Source organism: Acinetobacter sp. GW821-FHT09D10 (assembly GCF_059416285.1).
Map to the genome: position 1 here is coordinate 85,616 of NZ_JBWKOW010000006.1, position 17,982 is coordinate 103,597.

General features: G+C 37.5%; 14 protein-coding genes and 1 pseudogene. 7 read left to right on the forward strand and 8 right to left on the reverse strand.

Features of this window, described 5'->3' with window-relative positions; all coding sequences use genetic code 11:
* Positions 1-388 precede the first annotated feature (388 nt).
* Positions 389-3,103, forward strand: coding sequence for a DNA gyrase subunit A (gene gyrA / locus AC07M3_RS13940; protein ID WP_003650180.1), 2,715 nt, complete (start codon positions 389-391; stop codon positions 3,101-3,103).
* A gap of 46 nt (positions 3,104-3,149) precedes the next feature.
* Here the strand turns inward: gyrA and AC07M3_RS13945 are convergent, their stop codons facing one another.
* From AC07M3_RS13945 to AC07M3_RS13960, 4 genes are read right to left on the reverse strand one after another with little or no spacing between them, the layout of a single operon-like run.
* The gene (locus AC07M3_RS13945) at positions 3,150-4,247 is read right to left on the reverse strand and encodes an A1S_2622 family ABC transporter permease subunit (protein WP_494567578.1); all 1,098 of its coding nucleotides are present in this window, start codon (positions 4,245-4,247) and stop codon (positions 3,150-3,152) included.
* Positions 4,244-5,374: an ABC transporter permease gene (locus AC07M3_RS13950; RefSeq protein ID WP_311077277.1), complete on the reverse strand. Its 1,131-nt coding sequence runs from the start codon at positions 5,372-5,374 to the stop codon at positions 4,244-4,246. The genes AC07M3_RS13945 and AC07M3_RS13950 overlap by 4 nt, the downstream gene beginning before the upstream one ends.
* Positions 5,375-5,377: 3 nt before the next feature.
* Positions 5,378-6,499, reverse strand: a complete 1,122-nt coding sequence (locus tag AC07M3_RS13955) for an HlyD family secretion protein (RefSeq protein ID WP_494567579.1) — start codon at positions 6,497-6,499, stop codon at positions 5,378-5,380.
* Between the two features lie 12 nt (positions 6,500-6,511).
* Entirely contained in the window at positions 6,512-7,999 is a 1,488-nt protein-coding gene (locus tag AC07M3_RS13960; RefSeq protein WP_494567580.1) for a TolC family protein, read from the reverse strand.
* 385 nt (positions 8,000-8,384) lie between these two features.
* Here AC07M3_RS13960 and serC point away from each other — a divergent pair, with 385 nt between their 5' ends.
* Entirely contained in the window at positions 8,385-9,464 is a 1,080-nt protein-coding gene (serC, locus tag AC07M3_RS13965) for a 3-phosphoserine/phosphohydroxythreonine transaminase (RefSeq protein WP_494567581.1), read from the forward strand.
* Positions 9,465-9,523: 59 nt separating this feature from the next.
* On the opposite strand, the gene AC07M3_RS13970 is transcribed toward serC, so the two are convergent.
* Together AC07M3_RS13970 and AC07M3_RS13975 are read right to left on the reverse strand one after the other, a co-directional pair.
* Positions 9,524-9,670, reverse strand: coding sequence for a hypothetical protein (locus tag AC07M3_RS13970; protein ID WP_005038822.1), 147 nt, complete (start codon positions 9,668-9,670; stop codon positions 9,524-9,526).
* A gap of 33 nt (positions 9,671-9,703) precedes the next feature.
* On the reverse strand, positions 9,704-10,645 hold the full coding sequence (locus tag AC07M3_RS13975; RefSeq protein ID WP_494567582.1) for a hypothetical protein: 942 nt from the start codon (positions 10,643-10,645) through the stop codon (positions 9,704-9,706).
* Between the two features lie 247 nt (positions 10,646-10,892).
* On the opposite strand from AC07M3_RS13975, the gene AC07M3_RS13980 reads away from it, so the two are divergent.
* Both AC07M3_RS13980 and AC07M3_RS13985 read left to right on the forward strand, forming a co-directional pair.
* A complete protein-coding gene (locus AC07M3_RS13980; RefSeq protein WP_017387849.1) occupies positions 10,893-11,381 on the forward strand; it encodes a YaiI/YqxD family protein in 489 nt (162 codons plus the stop codon).
* A gap of 7 nt (positions 11,382-11,388) precedes the next feature.
* The gene (locus AC07M3_RS13985; protein ID WP_494567583.1) at positions 11,389-12,297 is read left to right on the forward strand and encodes a DMT family transporter; all 909 of its coding nucleotides are present in this window, start codon (positions 11,389-11,391) and stop codon (positions 12,295-12,297) included.
* Between the two features lie 29 nt (positions 12,298-12,326).
* On the opposite strand, the pseudogene AC07M3_RS13990 reads toward AC07M3_RS13985, so the two are convergent.
* Positions 12,327-12,407, reverse strand: a pseudogene (locus AC07M3_RS13990) (PilZ domain-containing protein); the annotation flags it as partial.
* A gap of 149 nt (positions 12,408-12,556) precedes the next feature.
* Here AC07M3_RS13990 and AC07M3_RS13995 point away from each other — a divergent pair.
* The 3 genes from AC07M3_RS13995 (at position 12,557) to AC07M3_RS14005 (ending at position 16,987) form a co-directional block, all read left to right on the forward strand.
* Positions 12,557-13,792 (forward strand): lipoprotein-releasing ABC transporter permease subunit, encoded by a 1,236-nt coding sequence (locus AC07M3_RS13995; protein WP_045429455.1) that lies wholly within the window; start codon positions 12,557-12,559, stop codon positions 13,790-13,792.
* The gene (locus tag AC07M3_RS14000) at positions 13,785-14,471 is read left to right on the forward strand and encodes an ABC transporter ATP-binding protein (protein WP_004643715.1); all 687 of its coding nucleotides are present in this window, start codon (positions 13,785-13,787) and stop codon (positions 14,469-14,471) included. The genes AC07M3_RS13995 and AC07M3_RS14000 overlap by 8 nt, the downstream gene beginning before the upstream one ends.
* Before the next feature lie 83 nt (positions 14,472-14,554).
* Positions 14,555-16,987 (forward strand): DNA internalization-related competence protein ComEC/Rec2, encoded by a 2,433-nt coding sequence (locus AC07M3_RS14005; RefSeq protein WP_494567584.1) that lies wholly within the window; start codon positions 14,555-14,557, stop codon positions 16,985-16,987.
* Here the strand turns inward: AC07M3_RS14005 and AC07M3_RS14010 are convergent.
* The gene (locus AC07M3_RS14010) at positions 16,940-17,923 is read right to left on the reverse strand and encodes a lysophospholipid acyltransferase family protein (RefSeq protein WP_205468667.1); all 984 of its coding nucleotides are present in this window, start codon (positions 17,921-17,923) and stop codon (positions 16,940-16,942) included. The two genes, AC07M3_RS14005 and AC07M3_RS14010, sit on opposite strands and share 48 nt — an antisense overlap.
* Between the last annotated feature and the right edge of the window lie 59 nt (positions 17,924-17,982).

A 17,982-nucleotide genomic window follows, 5' to 3' on the forward strand; every position in this document is an offset into this window, starting at 1 on the left:
CAGAAGAATAATAGATTTGACTAAAAACAAGAATGTTCAAGCTAAATATCGTTGAACCAAGCTAATTAAAAAAGTTTTATTTTTAAGAATAAATAAAAAGTGCTCTCTAGGGAGCACTTTTGTGTTGGTTGTATTTTAGTCGAATTGTGCAGTTTTTAAAAATACATTTAAAAGCCGAAATGTCTAATTTTAACTTGTTAATTCTAATGGAATTTTTATTGTAAAAAAATGCTATTTTCAGATTGTTAAACTCCCAGTTAATGAGCAGTTTGTGCTATAGTATACAGCTATATTTTTTTCGACTTTAGTTCAGTTTTCGGAACTAAATTTTTTGCAAGATCAAGACATATAAGCAGATGGAAATTTCTATCTGTAAGAAGGAGTATGCATGAGCGTATCGGAAATCCGACCGATTGCCATTGAGGATGAACTCAAGCATTCATATTTAGATTACGCGATGAGTGTAATCGTATCTCGTGCATTGCCGGATGTGAGAGACGGTCTAAAACCTGTTCACCGTCGTGTGCTATTTGCCATGCACGAATTGGGCAATGACTATAACAAAGCCTACAAGAAATCTGCACGTGTTGTTGGGGACGTAATCGGTAAATATCACCCTCATGGTGACTCAGCTGTTTATGAAACCATTGTACGTATGGCTCAGGACTTTAGTTTACGTTATTTATTGGTAGATGGTCAGGGTAACTTCGGTTCGATTGATGGCGATAGTGCAGCTGCAATGCGTTATACCGAAGTCCGTATGACAAAGTTAGCGCACGAACTTCTTGCAGATCTAGAAAAAGACACTGTTGACTGGGAAGATAACTACGACGGATCTGAGCGTATTCCTCAGGTGGTTCCGACACGTGTTCCAAACTTGTTAATTAATGGTGCTGCTGGTATTGCTGTTGGTATGGCAACAAACATGGCACCACATAACATGACAGAAGTTGTGAATGCATGTTTAGCCTATGCCGACAATCCGAATATTTCGATTGAAGGGTTGATGGAATATATTACTGGTCCTGATTTCCCTACAGGCGGTATTATTTACGGTAAATCAGGTATTGTTGATGCTTACCGTACAGGTAAAGGCCGACTACACATTCGTGGTAAATACCATTTCGAAGAAGATGAAAAGACAGGTCGCATAACCATCGTCTTTACTGAAATTCCATATCAAGTTAACAAAGCAAGAGTTATTGAGCGTATTGCCGAGTTAGTTAAAGAGAAAAAACTTGAAGGTATTTCAGAGCTTCGTGATGAGTCTGATAAAGACGGTATGCGTATTGCGATTGACTTGAAACGCGGTGAAAACGCAGAAGTCATTGTAAATAACTTATTCTTGAATACACAGCTTGAAAACTCATTCAGCATCAACATGGTTTGTCTTGACAATGGACAACCAAAATTGATGAATCTGAAAGATATTATTGCGGCATTTATTCGTCACCGCCAAGAAGTAGTGACACGCCGTACCATGTTCGAATTGCGTAAAGCACGTGAACGTGGTCATATCTTGGAAGGCTTAACCGTTGCCTTAGCCAATATTGATGAAATTATCGAAACCATTAAAACTTCTGCTAACCCAGCTGAAGCGCGTGAGCGTTTACTTGCAGGTGAGTGGGCTGGCGGTGGTGTTGTTTCTTTACTCGAAAAAGCTGGTGCTATTTCTGTTCGCCCAGATGAAATCGAAGGTGAAAACCCAGATCGTCCATTTGGCTTATCTGAATCGATTTATCGTCTATCTCCAACGCAAGTAGGTGCAATTTTAGAATTGCGTTTACATCGTTTAACGGGTCTTGAGCAAGATAAATTACATGCTGAATATACTGAAATTTTAGGTCAAATTGCTGAACTTACTGCAATTCTTAATGATTTCAATTTATTGATGGCTGTGATTCGTGAAGAGCTAGCACAAGTATTACAACAGTATGGTGATGGACGTCGTACGGAAATTATTGAATCGCGTATTGATTTTAGTCGTGAAGATTTAATTCCAGAAGAACAAGTTGTATTAACGGTTTCACAAACAGGCTACGCAAAAACTCAACCGCTTTCTGACTATCAGGCTCAGCGCCGTGGTGGACGTGGTAAGTCTGCAACTTCAATGAAGAGTGATGACTTTATTCAACATCTAATCGTGGCTTCAAATCATGCGACTGTGTTGTGTTTTACTAACGTAGGTAAAGTATATCGCCTTCGCGTATTTGAAGTGCCTCAAGCATCACGTGGTGCAAAAGGCCGCCCGATTATAAACTTGTTACCTTTAGATGCGAACGAAACAGTAACTGCGATCTTGCCGTTAACAGAGTTCCTAGAAAACCATTACGTATTTATGGCAACAGCTTCAGGTACAGTTAAACGTGTTGATTTGGAGCAGTTCTCTAACATTCGTTCAAATGGCTTACGTGCAATTGAACTTAATGAAGAGGATACCTTAATTGGTGTTGCGATTACTGATGGTAATCAGCAAATCATGTTGTTTTCAAATGAAGGTAAGGCAATTCGTTTTGCTGAAACCGATGTGCGTTCAATGGGTCGTACTGCTAAAGGCGTCCGTGGTATGCGCGTTAGCATTGCAAGCAACACTTTAAGTGAAGAAGATGCAGAAATTGAAAATGATGAATCTGATGATAATGAAGATTCAGCAGAGTTAAGTGTAGTAAGTCGCATCGTATCGCTTGTTGTTGTTCCTGAAACGGGTGAAGTGCTGTGTGCGAGTGCCAATGGTTATGGTAAACGTACTCCTGTAAATGACTTCCCAACCAAAAAACGTGGTGGTAAGGGTGTTATTGCGATTAAGACAAGTGAACGTAATGGTGAGCTTGTAGGTGCAGTATCTATCGATGAAAGCAAAGAACTGTTGCTTATTTCTGATGGTGGTACATTAGTTCGTACTCGCGCGGCAGAAGTTGCAATGACTGGTCGTAATGCACAAGGTGTACGTCTAATTCGTTTAAGCGAAGAAGAAACCTTGGTGGGTGTTGTGTCTATTGAAGCGGTTGAAGATGAAGAAGAGTTTCTCGAAGGAGAGGTTGATACTTCAGAATTAGATACCGAAGATGCAGTGTCTACGAATGACGATGCATCAGAAGAGTAAGTAGAAATTAAATAAAAAAAGGAAGCATATGCTTCCTTTTTTTATTTTATGAAGAAGATTTTTTAACAAGTTGATAATAAGCTAAGCACATTAATATTAATCCGGCTGTCGCAAGAAAAATCAGTTTTGGTATAACCGTGGCTAAAGGAACACCCATCTGGTTAAGTTGCACAAACATTTGTACCCCATGTGTTGATGGTAAGCACCATGCAAACCATTGTAACCACTCAGGCATTGCTTGATGAGGCCATGCAGTGCCTGTCAGTAAGAATAGGGGAACAGAGCTAAACACAATAATATGTCCAGCACGTTCTGGCATATCTAAAAGTGAGCCGATCAGCATGCCTAATCCAATCACACAACTAATAAAAATAGGAACGGCGACTAGCAAACCAGTAAAGTTCCCACCGTGTGGATAGTCATTGAACCACAAGGTAAAACCGAAAAGATAAAAACATCCTAAACAGCCAATGGTAAATATACTTGCAAAAATTCCAGCGAAGCGAACACCTGTAATTTTTTGGTGTTGTTCACGGTAGCTTGCGATTAGCATCGCTAAACCTAGCACAATCGTTTGATGGATAATTAAACCTGCAACAGCTGGAAAAATATAACTTCCATATCCTGAAAGTGGGTTAAATAATGGGACTTGATGAATAGAAAGCGCAGGTTGGAAATGTGTGCGCTCTCCAAATCTTTCAATATATTCTTTTAATGTGGCTTCAATGGATGTAGCTAAGCCTAAACCAATTTCTTTAGTTTTTAAAAAGTTTGTTGTGCTCAGATATAAGCCAATTCCCCCTGTTTCTCCTCGACGCAAGCTTTGAGTTAGGTTGCTTGGTAAAAGTAAAATACCATCAGCCTTTTGTTCACGAACCATTTGTTCCGCTTGTAAAAAATTACTTGTAACGGTAACAATATGAACATGTGGACTATTTGCACTTTGTCCTATTAATTGAGAGGTTAATAGGCTTTGTTCTTCATCAACTATTACAATAGGAATTGATTCTGCACGCTCAGCTTTATAGGCGGTAGGATAAAAAAAGCTATAAAGAATGACCGATAAAATCAGAGTTGTGAAAACCGAACTATTACTAACAATATCTTTAAATGTTTGCCCATAAGCCTTTAAAAACTCTTTCATGGAGTTGCTCCCCGAATTAATTTTTTAAGCAGCAGAGAGCTTAAAAAGAAGTAAATAAGGCAGTAACCCAGAAGTATTAAAAAGGGAATCATTGAAATGAAAAGTGGGCTACCAATCACCCATTGTTCGGTTTGCAGCTTGGCATAAGGTGTATAGGGGATAATGAGTGACCAAAATTTAGTGAAAATCGGTGCATTATTTAAAGGCAAAGTAACGCCTGCAAAACTTAAAGATGAGCCACCATAGACGGCAATAAAGCCAAAAGTTTTACTTAAATTTTTAGTGGCAAGAATGACCGTACTGCTAATCAGAGCATAGGCAAAATAAAGTAAGAACTGTGCAACCAGCAATAAACTTAAGGAACCCGCTACGAACCAGCCACGGATTTCAACTAGCCAAAACATCCATAGCCACGTCCATACACAAAAAATAAGGCTATAGAGCAAATTTTTAGCCAATAAGCCTTGAATAAAATTTTCTCGGTTCACCCATTGAGTGAGGGTATTACGTTTTAGTTCTTGTCCAATTGCAAAAGCAACACAGCAGCATAGCAATAGATGCAATACGGCAGGAACCATAAATGGCTCTAAATAAAACTCATAGCTCATGCTTGGGTTGTAAAGCGTTGATACTTTTACATGAGCTGTAGGTACATCTAAATAGGGAATATTATTTGCAAGATAACTTTGGCCTGCATAGTCTGCTAAAGCATTGAGGGTACTTACCAGCATTGCTGAAGAAATCGTATTTCCCACGCTAAAGAAAGACTGGTTAAATGCAATGCTGATTTGAGCATCTTGCGCTTTCACAAAGCGCTTTTCAGCACCGTCTGGAATGAAAACATAACCCCAGATTTTAGTTTCGTTAAGTAATTGTTCAGCTTCAGTAGAGCTTGCCGTAATCGTTTTAATATCTACCGTATGATTCAACGAAAGATACTTTTCAATATTGCGGCTAAGTTCACTTTGATCCTGATCAATAATGGCAATGGGTAAATGTTCAGCTTTACCTGCGTAAAACATGCTGCTAAACAAAAAAATGATAAAAGCGGGGATAAGTGTCACCATGCACAAATCCCATTTATTGCTTTTTAGATAGTTTAGTTCGCGTAATATACTGGCAAACATAAGTTATTTTTCTTCTTTAATTTTAAATAGAACACTCATACCCACTTTTAAATCTTGCACTGGTTTTTCAGGTACAAGATGAAGTTTAAAGCTACGAATATCATAGCCTCCAGTTTGGCGAGTAGTTTTTATAGTGGCAAATTCACCTTCAGCATCAATATTCTTAATTTTAAAAGTCACATTTTGATTAAGTGCGGGAATAAAACCTTCAAGGGTTTTATTTTTATAAACAGAGGCATATTGATTTTCACCCACGTTTAAGCTGACCCATAAATCATCATCTTCTAAAATGCTGACAACAGGTACACCCATAGCGACTAACTCGGAAGGCTTCCCGTAAGTTTTTGAAACTGTACCTGAAATAGGGGAGAATAAACGTGTCTCAGCTTCAAGTGCTTTTGCTTCGCCTACAGCTGCTTTTGCAATTTCAACCTGTGCATCTGCTGTAGATTTTTGTTGACTTGTACTACCACGTTTTGCACGAGCATATTGTTGATAAGAGGCTTCACTTAATTCTTGGGCAGAAGTTTGAGCCGCTAGCATCTCATCTCGTCTTTGGCGTGAAATAACACCTTGTCTATATAAATTTTCACCACGTTGGTAAGTGGTTTTTGCAAGGTTTGCTTGTGCTTTGGTGCTTTGCCAGTTGGCATAGAGAGTATCGATATTTTCTTGCTGAGAACCGCGGTCTATCGTAGATTGAAATGCTAAAGCTGATTGTAAAGCTGCCAAGGCTTGTTGCTTTTTAGCTTCTATTTCTGGGCTAACCAAGCGAACAAGTGGCTGGCCTTTGGAAATTTTCTGGCCTTCTTGTACATAAATTTCTTCAATACGACTTGGAACTTTCGTACTCACGTGAATAGTTTCGGCTTCAACCCGACCTTGTAGTTCAATAGGCTTTGGCTGATAACTTTTCCATAAACCAAAAATAATTAAACCTAATAGTGCAATAATTACTAAGCCAATAATCAGTTTAAGCTTGGAGTTTTTAGGTGGTTGAGAGTCGCCGTTATTTATGTTTGATTCAGGGTTGTCACTCGCTTGATCGTTTTTTTGAGATTGGTTAGTTTCTACCGTATCCGCAGCAAGAGAATCCTGTTCTGAATGAGATGATTCTTGATTCATTTTATACTCCTATTAACGGATATAGTCGGTATGTGGTTGATTGACATAAGCTTTAAATTGATCAATTGAACCATGACTTTGCAATAGAGTCGCGAGTGACATGACATATTTATAGGCATTTAAAGCCATTTCAGTTTTTAAAGCACTTAAAGCATTTTGTGCATCAATGACTTGGGTAGCTGTACCCATTCCTTCACGGAAAGAAAGCTCTTGAATACGCAAGTTTTCTTGAGCTGCATTTACGTTTCTTTGTAAGAGTTGATGGCTTTGCTGAGCAGAGTTGAGTTCGTTATATGATTTATTCAGAAGTGCCTCAATTTCTTGCTTGGTACGTTCGGTCATAAGTTCAGAAGCATAACGCTTTAATTCAGCAGCATGGATATTCTTATTTTTATCTACACCAGAGAATAGGTTGTATTTTGCCATTACACCGACAATCCAGTTTTCATTTTCATCAAGGGCATATTCACCAAATGCAAAAAGACTTGGTTTTTTTGCGGCTTGTTGAGCTTGAATATTTACATTAGCCAGTTGAGTATCCATCTGCATTTTTTGTACAAGACTGGATTTTTGCGAATAACTAGTTAAAAGTGATTCTAGAGACTGGCTTGGAGTGTTATTTACAAATAAGGGTGTACTTAAATCTACATTATTTTCTTGATGTAAAAGATTATTGAGGCTAAAGCGACTGGCATTTAAGTTGGCTTGAGTACTTTGTAAAGTACGTTCCGCATTATTACGAGCCACTTCAAACTGCATGCGTTGCCCTTTACTAATAAATCCTTGTTGTTCGAGCTTTAGGGCATTGCTGTAATGTTTTTGCATGGCATTAAAGTTGAATAAACTACTTGCTACCAGTTGCTGCTGTAATTGAACATTAAAATAACTTTGTACAACTTCAAACCGCTGTACATCTTGTTGCTGTTGACTTGAAAGTTCCGAACGCTGTGCTTGAATGTTGGCTATTTTTTTTGCACTGCTGGTTAAGCCACCTGTATATAGGGGCATAACGACCGAAATAGATGGGCGTACAACCTGATCTTCTATAGTCAGATTCGCATAGTCGGGAAAGCGATTTATACCATCATGGATGGTTTGATTCGCACCTTCTTGAACTTGTCCAAGAACATCCGATGGAATGACATTGTTCCACTGTGAAAGTTTATCGTTGAATCCCTGGCTTAAATCATTTTCAAGCTTTTGTTTAAAAGAGGCGAGGGGTACGTCTGTTTCGCTGTGAAAGGCATATGCTCTAACATTTAAATCAACTCGAGGTAATCCGAGTCCTTTCACTGCTTCAGCTTCTAATTGAGATGCTTGCTGCAAAGCCTGATTAGCTTGAGTGCTATATGAACTCTTCAAAGCTTGTTGTTCTGCTTCAGCATAGCTTAAGCTTTGAGCATATAAATGATTTGTGAAAAAAAGTCCTAAGGCCAAAGCAAGATGTTTGGGTTTAAAGAAAAAGGGGCAAATAGACTGTCTATATCGATGTACTGGCATTTTAAATAACAATTTCTGGCATCCCTTATAGTTTAAATTTCTTGTTATTAAATTCAATTATCATCTTGTTTCTTATACATTTGTATAGAAACAAGATAGTTTAAGCTCCCTTTAATTCTTAAATATTATAAAGCCCATATTTTGTACTACATATCAAAGTATGTGAAATCATAATCACAAGTCAAGTTGATCTTTACTCAATGAAAATGTTTTAAACTGATAAAATCACAAATAAAAGCAAAGAAATAAATCCAACAATAATTGAAAAAATGATCCTAAATACAGTCCAGCATTGAAATATTTACTTGAGAAGCTGCTGCAAGCTTAAGCAATCTGTGGTTAAATGCCATTTTTATTGTGTTTGACTTTATACAAGGGAAAAATCATGCGCGCGTACAATTTCTGTGCTGGTCCTGCTGCATTACCTACTGCCGTTTTAGAAAAAGCTCAACAAGAAATGTTGGATTGGCATGGTAAAGGTCTATCCATCATGGAAATGAGTCATCGTAGTGCTGACTATGTTGCTATGGCTGAAAAAGCTGAAGCAGATTTACGTAAGTTAATGAATATTCCAGAAAACTATAAAGTACTGTTTTTACAAGGCGGTGCGTCATTACAATTTTCTGCGATTCCTTTAAACCTTTTGGGTAAGAACAATAAAGCTGATTATATTGATACTGGCATCTGGTCTGAAAAAGCGTTGAAAGAAGCAAAACGTTATGGCGACATTAATGTTGTAGACGCTGGTATTAAAGTAGATGGTAAGTTCGCAATTTCTGAACAAAGCGAATGGAACTTGTCTGATGATGCAGCCTATGTACATTATGCCGATAATGAAACGATTGGTGGCTTACAGTTTGCAGGAATTCCTGATGTAGAAGCACCACTCGTTTGTGACTATTCATCAAGCATTTTATCTGCTCCATTAGATGTGACCAAGTTTGGTTTGATCTATGCTGGCGCACAAAAAAATATTGGTCCTGCTGGTTTAACAATTGTCATTATTCGTGATGACTTACTTGATCAAGCTAAACCAGAAATTCCAAGCATCTTGAAATATGGTGACCAAGCGAAAAATGGTTCTATGGTTAATACACCATCGACTTACGCTTGGTACTTGTCTGGTTTGGTATTTGAGTGGTTGCTAGAGCAGGGTGGGGTAGATGCTATCCATAAAGTTAACCTCGCAAAAGCTCAGTCATTATATGGTTATATCGACTCAAGCGATTTCTACAATAACCCGATTGCAATTCCAAACCGTTCAATTATGAATGTACCGTTTACCTTGGCAGATGAAGCTTTAGAAAAGCAATTCTTAAAAGAAGCGGAAGCAAACCATTTATTAAACTTAGCTGGACATCGCTCTGTCGGTGGTATGCGTGCAAGTATTTACAACGCAGTGCCTTTAGATGGTGTACAGGCTTTAATCAACTTTATGGATGATTTTGCAAAGCGTAATGGTTAAGCAAATCAAATAAATAAAGCCCTCAAATGAGGGCTTTATTTTTGAATAAATTTTATAAACTAAAAAGGAACTAAACCAAACTGGTGCATGAATATGGCAGCTAAAAACATACCCAATACAAAAAAGCAAAACGCACCAGTATCGACCTTTACGCGCAGGCTACTAGATTGAATGAGGCTGGTAGTTTGTTCGGGTATAATCTTCATTCAATAACCTAATTATTAAAATATTAGTGAAATTCAATTAGTTTCACCCTTTTTAGCACAAATAGTCGCCTGAATCCAGATATTACCGCGAATATATTCGCCAATATTAAAGTTTTTATACAAATCGTTTTTGGTTGCAATGCGCACTAATATGGCAGGAAGATCATCTTCTAAAACCAAAGTAACATCATAAAGGGTATATTCTGCCCCCATAAATGTCATAGAAGTTTTACCAACGATATTACCTTGGAACCATGCTTCATCTTCTTGACCAAGAGTTTCACCATATAAATAAGCAACCATTTTTGAAAAATCAACGGTTACAGGTTCTTGATCTTCTGGAGTTTTTGGTTGCCATTCATTAATGAGCTCCTGTAAATTTTCAGGAGCAACACCATTATGTTCAGTTAAAATTGCATTTAATGCACGGTGATGTTTAATAGAGGCTGGGTCATCAACAACGATTTTTTCGCCTGCTGGAACAGGTTCTAATTCATAAGCCCATGCATTAAATTGAACTTGATAATCTTTAGTTTTGTCATATTGACAAGCGTTAACGCTAAATAAATTATCAAATGCATAAACCGTTGTATCTTTATTTAGTTTTAAACTTAAAACAGCTTGTGTCGAAGAGTCACAAGTAATGATACGTTCAATTTTTGCATTATATTGATATGGACTTTCAAAACTTGGAAAGGCTGTTTTGAGCGCACGAGGTTTCTGATTTTCAACCGCAATAATCTGGTTGATTGTAACTTTTTGGTCTTGTGGGCCTTGAATTAACCAAAAAGATTGATCCATCTCTTCTTCATGTTCACATAAGCCCATTGGCATTACGGGCGCATCAAGTGCTAGTCCTAACCATTTTGGTACATCTGTTTCGGGATGGGACGTCAATAGATTCCAATGTTCGCCATGACTACCAAAATTTTGGTCATTTACTTTAATAACTTCTGGACTGTTTTGATTTTTCATAAGCATGATGCTGTTGGGTTCACATTACTTGTTATATTAAATCGAGGGTGTTTGCTATTTTTCAAGTCACCATATGTAAATTCTCTTGTAAAAGCACATATTTAGTCATTGAAAGATAGATATTGCTGCTAATTATAAAATAAAAGGTAGATCTGGCTCTTAAAAAAACTTAAACACTAAATTAAAAATAAGTTTAATGTTTATTACTATTCACCTTAGAAAAGCATCTGTTAGACTTATATTTTTAATGGAAATAGAGAATAACTTGCTGCCATTTAAGCTATGGGTAGATGCAGATGCTTTACCAAGAATATTACGTGAAGTGATTTTGCGTGCATCAGATCGTTATCAGTTAGAAGTCATCTTTGTTGCAAATCAAAATGTTGGGATTACGCCTTCTGTTCGCATCAAGTCAATACAGGTTTTAAGTGGTGCAGATCAGGCCGATAAAGAAATAGTTGATCGTATGATTGAAAATGACATTGTCATTACGCAAGATATTCCACTAGCGGCTCAAGTCATTGAAAAGGGTGGCGTTGCTATTCACCCCCGAGGTGAGGTTTATACAACTGCTAATGTTAAAGCGCGGTTACACCTACGTGATTTCATGGATACGCTTCGTGGCGCAGGAGTACAAACTGGCGGGCCGCCCCCTATTTCAGAACGGGATAAGCGTGAATTTTCGAGTGCATTAGATCAAACAATTTTAAAGCAAAAACGTAAAATAGCTAAGTGAGCATCGCATGCCATCGCAAACCAATTTGGCTTTAACCTATGCCTTGTTAGTGTTTATATGGGCAACAACTCCATTAGCCATTGTTTGGAGTGTGTCCGATTTACATCTTATGTGGGCATTGTTGTTACGCTTTTTTATTGCATTGCCTTTGGCCGTGACTATATTACTGATTTTAAGAACACCTTTTCCAACTCATCGACAAGCAATTCATAGCTACATTGCCGGATCTTTTAGCTTAATTGGTTCTCAAATTTTCACATATGCTGCTACCCAATATTTAAGTTCAGGCATGATTGCGCTTATGTTTGGTTTAGCTCCCATTATGGCTGGGCTGATTGGCCGTTTTGCATTCGGTCAGCAACTTTATAAGTTGCAATGGTTAGGTATGGCTATTGCCGTAAGTGGTTTAGCGATTATTTGCTTGAATGGATCGAATCAGCATGTGCATCCGTTTGGCATCGTTCTCATGCTGATCAGTGTTTTTGTCTATTCTTTCTCAATTTTTTGGGTTAAGAAAGTTAATGCACAAATTCAGCCTATGGCTCAGGCAACGGGATCTATTTTAGTTTCTTCGATTTTGGCAAGTTGTCTTATTCCATTTATTTGGCAATATGCACCAACACATTTACCAGAAGCTAAATCGTTATTTGCCTTAATTTATACGGTATTGATGGCTTCATTAGTCGCCATGTTTTGTTATTTCAAGCTTATACAAAACATTCAGGCAACGACTTTATCTTTAACGACAGTTATTACGCCAATGTTAGCCATGATGATTGGAGCTGCTTTAAATCATGAACAACTTTCGATTATGGTTTTTGTAGGTGCTTTAATTATCCTGTTTGGACTATTTTTATATTTCTATAAAGACATTCAAGCAAATCGAAATTTTGTCCGACATATGAAACCTAAATAGGAGAAGATTTGGGTAATTTGTTGAGCTTATTCATTAAATTGTTCTAATTCGTAGCGAAATGCATGATCAAATTGATCTCCCAACTTAAGTAGTAGAAAATAGCGCAGCAATATAATATTAGGATTGTTAAGGAAAGATCAGAACTTACTGATTTTTAAACCTTAATACAGCATCTAACGATATGGCCAAATAGTAGATGTGGATGCGATTTGACATGAGCATCTGCTATTTCCCATCAATCACCTTGGATTTAGAAGGTATGTTTAAACCAATCTCACTGTATATAGGGTTGAGATATACTCGCGCAAGACGCAGTAATCATTTTATTTCTTTTATTGCATTGGTTTCGATGATCGGTTTGACACTAGGTGTCGCTGTGCTGATTACGGTACTTTCTGTGATGAACGGTTTCGATCGAGAACTAAAAAACCGTGTTTTGGGAATGGTTCCGCAAGCGACAGTTTCATCTACACAAATCCTCACGGATTGGCCTGAACTGGTAAAACGAGTTGAACATCATCCACATGTAACTGGGGTTGCACCTTTTACCCAATTGCAAGGTATGTTAACCGCGCAAGGGCAAGTCGCAGGTATTATGGTGACGGGTATTGACCCAAAATATGAAAAGAATGTGTCTATTATTCAAAATCATATTGTTGCTGGTAGCTTAGATTCACTTAAAAAGGGTGAGTTTGGTATTGTCCTTGGTAAAGATATGGCCGATTCATTAGGCTTACGTCTAAACGACAGCGTGACATTGGTTTTACCTGAAGCAACGCCATCTCCAGCAGGTGTAGTACCTCGTTTCAAACGCTTTAAAGTGGTTGGTATTTTTAGTGTAGGTGCTGAAGTCGACTCTATGGTGGGTTATATCGCCCTATATGATGCGTCAACCCTATTACGCTTACCAGATGGTGCTCAAGGTGTTCGTTTAAAACTAGATGATATTTTTGCCGCACCACAAGTTGCAGATGACTTGGTAAAAAGTTTGCCAAGTAATTTCTACGCGACGAACTGGACCTATACGCATGGCAATCTGTTTAATGCCATTCAAATGGAAAAAACACTGGTTGGTTTATTACTTGTACTTATCATTGTGGTTGCAGCATTTAATATCGTTTCGTCTTTAGTGATGGTTGTTACTGATAAAAAATCAGATATTGCCATTTTGCGTACATTAGGGGCGTCACCATCGATGATTACTAAAATATTTATGGTGCAAGGTACTGTCATTGGTGTGATTGGTACAGTTGCGGGTACGGTTTTAGGTGTAATTTTAGCTTTAACCATTAGTGATATCATTTCATGGTTTAACAATGTTTTGGGCCTAAATCTATTTGATGCTTACTTTGTGCATTACCTACCTTCTTATTTAAGATGGCAAGATGTGACGATTATTGTGATTGTGTCTTTACTTCTAAGCTTCTTGGCAACTATCTATCCGGCGCTTCGTGCGGCCAAAGTTCAACCTGCCGAGGCACTGCGTTATGAGTAAAATTGTTTTAGAAGCAAAAGATATCTATAAACATTTTGATGATGGTAAATCTAAGGTTGAAGTCATTAAAGGTCTTTCTTTACAAGTTGAAGCAGGGCAGTTTGTTTCGATTGTTGGTGCGAGTGGTTCAGGTAAAAGTACTTTGCTTCATGCGCTAGGCGGTCTAGAGCAACCAACGCAAGGACAAGTATTTTTAAATGGTCAGCGTTTTGATAATTTAGGCGAAGCCGAACGTGGTTTTCAACGTAACAAATACCTAGGTTTTGTTTATCAATTTCACCATTTGTTACCTGAGTTTACTGCGCTTGAAAATGTGGCAATGCCTCTTATGCTTCGCCCAGATAGCCAATACAAATCGGTAAAAGCACAAGCTGAATATTTACTAGATCGAGTGGGTTTATCTCATCGTATGGATCATCAGCCAGGTGAGCTTTCAGGCGGTGAGCGCCAACGTGTCGCTTTGGCTCGTGCTTTGGTCACTCAACCTGCGGTTGTTTTGGCTGATGAACCAACAGGAAACCTAGATCGTAAAACAGCTTTAGGCATTTTTGAATTACTGACTGATCTTAAGAAAGAACTCAACATGGCCATGCTCATTGTGACTCATGATGAGCAGTTGGCTCAGGCAGCAGATTCAATCTTGCATATGGAAGATGGTCTTTGGGTGAGTGGTTCTTAAAAAATTGTCATTAAATCACATTGTTAAAGCCCACTCAGTTGGGCTTTAATTTTGCCCCTAAAAAGATAACGATATGATTTTAAATGTTAAAGCTTATTTTAGTGGGGTGGGTTGTAGGTATTGCATTTATGGGAATAGATCTTCCCCTAATAACGCAATATGGTTGGGTTGGTAAAGTTCTCCTCTTTATCAGCTTTATTTTTTATATTTTTAAGCAGTATATCGTTGTAAATCGTCCCATATTAAAAGGAGTTTACTGTTTAATCTGTGGTCTAAGCCTTTTTGTTATAGGTCATCAATATGCTCATCATGCCTTAAATGAAAGACTACAACTACGGGAGATGCAACCTGAGTCTTTAGACATTGTTGTGTATATAGACCGAATAAATGAAGAAAAAGATAATAAGACACAGCAACTCGCTCAGGTTCTAGGGCGGTCATCCCATGTAGTCAATTGGCTATTATATTTAAAAAATGAAAATGAGAAGGCATTGATAGAGGGTCCAAAATTACAATTAGGCCACTACTATCGGATTTCGGGTAAAACCAGACCTGCCCATAGTTACGCAGTATCAGGTGCTTTTGATCAGGAACAATGGTTCATTCAACGAAATATAATGTCAGGTTTCAGTGTTCAGCATATTGAACCTTTAAGCTCTGATGAAATTTATCGGTTGGGTTATCAAAGTCACTTAAAACAGCAACAAAAGTTTTTTACTAGACAACAATTAAATATAGAAAAACTCCGTCTAAAATTTAGATTAATGCTAAAAAAATCTCCCTTACAGAACAAAGGACTGTTATTAGCACTTCTAACAGGAGATGAAAGCCTTTTAAATGAACAGACTAAAAATCAATTTAAGCAGTTAGGAGTCTCTCATTTGTTGGCCATTTCAGGGCCTCATGTCCTTATTTTTGCAATCATGTTGTCTTGGGGATTACATCAATTAGTACGACGTTATTATCCGCAGATTTACTTGTGGCAACCCAAGCAAATATTGGCAATGATTCCGTTATGTTTTGGGGTTTTGATGTATACCGCATTTGTCGGCTTTGAAATCCCAGCCTTAAGAACTTTACTTTCAGTATTTTTATTTGTTTTTTTATTGTGGGTAAAACTACCTGTTAAGCCATTTTCACTCTTGGTTTATAGCGCAAGTCTACTTTTGCTTTTCGATCCATTTAGTGTCTTATCGGCAGGTTTTTGGCTCTCTTATGGTTCTTGCTTTATTTTATTACGCATTTATCAAACCATAGTACAGACTCCGAGTCTTGCTTCAGTGAGTCTGCTATCTAGAATAATTCTTTTAACTAAAACCCTAATTGAATCTCAGGGCAAAATATTTATCGCCCTATGTCCTTTAATGCTGATTTTCTTTCAACAAATTTCATGGGTTGCACCTCTCACAAATATTATTGCAGTTCCTTTGCTAGGAGTAATTATTGTTCCTTTGAATATTTTTGCCGCTTGTGTGTGGCTTATTTTTAATTCACTTGGAAAAGTACTCTTTCAGATTAACGATATTTTGCTCAGTATAGTGCTGACATGTTTTAGTCTTTTAGAGAAACTATCCTTACCATTACAAGGTTTTAGCCTGACACCACTTACTTTGGTGTGTCTTAGCTGTGTCATTATTATCTTATTTTTACCACGTGGTGTTTTACCGAAATCTTGGGGTCTCATATGTTGTTTACCATTAATCATTCCAAATAAGTCATCCCAGCAAATCCAATTAAATATTATAGACGTAGGTCAGGGCCAATCTATTTTTTTACAACATCTAGAGCAGACATGGTTAATTGATACCGGCGGTTCTTATGATGAGAAAGCTTTTAGTATTGGCCAAAATGTAGTGATTCCATATTTACGTCAGAAAGGTATTAAACAATTAGATCATGTCGTGTTATCTCATCTTGACCAAGATCATAGTGGTGCATTTCCGGCGATAAGTCAGGCTTTTCCTATCAAACAAGTCATATCGAATGAGTTGTGGAAAGAGCAGGTTAAAGAACCATTTACTTATTGTCATCAAGGGCAAAAATGGCAATATCCACAGTTAGATATTGAGATACTTTGGCCTAAAGAAAATGATTTAAATTTAGCTTCTTCAAATCAAAATCAATACTCTTGTGTCGTTTATATTCATTTAAAACAGATAAAAGGTTATCAAAACTATTTAATTATGGGGGATGCAGGATGGGAAGCAGAATATCAACTAATAAAGGAATATCCTGATTTAAAAGTAGATGTTTTGGTATTGGGCCATCATGGTAGTAAACATAGTTCTGCCTATGACTTCTTAGCGACTTTAAAGCCCAAGCTTGTTGTTGCTTCTGCTGGTTTTAATAACCGATACGGGCATCCAAGCAAAGAGGTTTTAGCCAGAATACAAGCACTTAATATTCCTTTTAAAACCACAATCGAGCAAGGAACATTAAGTTTTGTATCTCGTAATCATCAAATGGCTTTATACACTCGACGTTTTGAGCGCACTTGGCTTCACAGAACTTTGTGAAGCTTCGGCTTTAAGTCTATCTACAATTTGAAGTGCTTCATTTGGATCAATATTGTAAATATTATCTAAAGCAGGATTTGCCTTAAAACGTTTATAGCTCCAGTGATAGTGTTCTGGATAACGCTGGATGAGTTGTTCAATAGCCTGATGAATGACATAAGTTCCATCATCCGCACTACCTTCGTAGATTTTCTCATCCATAGGTTCAATGTGCATCGTAAAGCCATCATTTTCGTTACGAATTGCGTAAAGAAATAAAGCTTTTGCTTTAGTTTTTTGGATGAGCTTGGCACTTAAATTACTTGAGGCAAGTGGAACGCCAAAATAATTGATCATATCACCACCAACATTTGGCGTATGGTCAGGTAAAATTACGGTGGTTTCACCTTGTTTTAAAGCTTTAAAAATTTGTCTTACACCAGTTTCATCGGTAGGGACCAAATTGGCTTGCTCACGACTACGTGCTTCTCGAACAAAACGGTCTGCATCTACATTTTTTACAGGCTTGTATAAAATTGTCATTGAAGTGAACTGTGAACACCAGGCATTCATGATTTCCCATGTGCCAAAATGTGGGATGATCATAACAAGCCCTTTTTTTGCTGCAAGCGCTTCGTGATAGTAATGTTCACCTTCAACATGATGAATTCTTTCGATATTTTTACTATTTGATGAACCCCAAATACTTAAAAATTCAAAGTATGAGGTGATTTCATTACGAATAGCTTGTTGCGTAATCTCTATTCGCTGCTGTGGCGTTAAATGTGGAAGGGCGATTTGTAGGTTTAGTTCTATACTTTTTGATGTTTTAGTAATTTTTAAAGTATTGATTAACCCTGCCAACATACGAGCAAAAAAACGTCCAAATTTAATTGGCTGGCGGCTAAAAGTTTTGAGTAGGAAATAGTTCATGCTTTTTATATCTAATTTGGTCATCTATCGCGGGAAAGGAAGCAATAATTAAAAAAAGATAAAATTATTATAAATGAAATCAT

Coding starts and splice junctions, on each gene's coding strand:
- AC07M3_RS13960 (WP_494567580.1), bottom strand. CDS start 7,999: ATGCCAGTACATCGATATAGACAGTCTATTTGCCCCTTTTTCTTTAAA.
- gyrA (WP_003650180.1), top strand. CDS start 389: ATGAGCGTATCGGAAATCCGACCGATTGCCATTGAGGATGAACTCAAG.
- AC07M3_RS14010 (WP_205468667.1), bottom strand. CDS start 17,923: ATGACCAAATTAGATATAAAAAGCATGAACTATTTCCTACTCAAAACT.
- AC07M3_RS13950 (WP_311077277.1), bottom strand. CDS start 5,374: ATGTTTGCCAGTATATTACGCGAACTAAACTATCTAAAAAGCAATAAA.
- AC07M3_RS13995 (WP_045429455.1), top strand. CDS start 12,557: ATGTTTAAACCAATCTCACTGTATATAGGGTTGAGATATACTCGCGCA.
- serC (WP_494567581.1), top strand. CDS start 8,385: ATGCGCGCGTACAATTTCTGTGCTGGTCCTGCTGCATTACCTACTGCC.
- AC07M3_RS13980 (WP_017387849.1), top strand. CDS start 10,893: ATGGAAATAGAGAATAACTTGCTGCCATTTAAGCTATGGGTAGATGCA.
- AC07M3_RS13985 (WP_494567583.1), top strand. CDS start 11,389: ATGCCATCGCAAACCAATTTGGCTTTAACCTATGCCTTGTTAGTGTTT.
- AC07M3_RS13945 (WP_494567578.1), bottom strand. CDS start 4,247: ATGAAAGAGTTTTTAAAGGCTTATGGGCAAACATTTAAAGATATTGTT.
- AC07M3_RS14000 (WP_004643715.1), top strand. CDS start 13,785: ATGAGTAAAATTGTTTTAGAAGCAAAAGATATCTATAAACATTTTGAT.
- AC07M3_RS13970 (WP_005038822.1), bottom strand. CDS start 9,670: ATGAAGATTATACCCGAACAAACTACCAGCCTCATTCAATCTAGTAGC.
- AC07M3_RS14005 (WP_494567584.1), top strand. CDS start 14,555: ATGTTAAAGCTTATTTTAGTGGGGTGGGTTGTAGGTATTGCATTTATG.
- AC07M3_RS13975 (WP_494567582.1), bottom strand. CDS start 10,645: ATGAAAAATCAAAACAGTCCAGAAGTTATTAAAGTAAATGACCAAAAT.
- AC07M3_RS13955 (WP_494567579.1), bottom strand. CDS start 6,499: ATGAATCAAGAATCATCTCATTCAGAACAGGATTCTCTTGCTGCGGAT.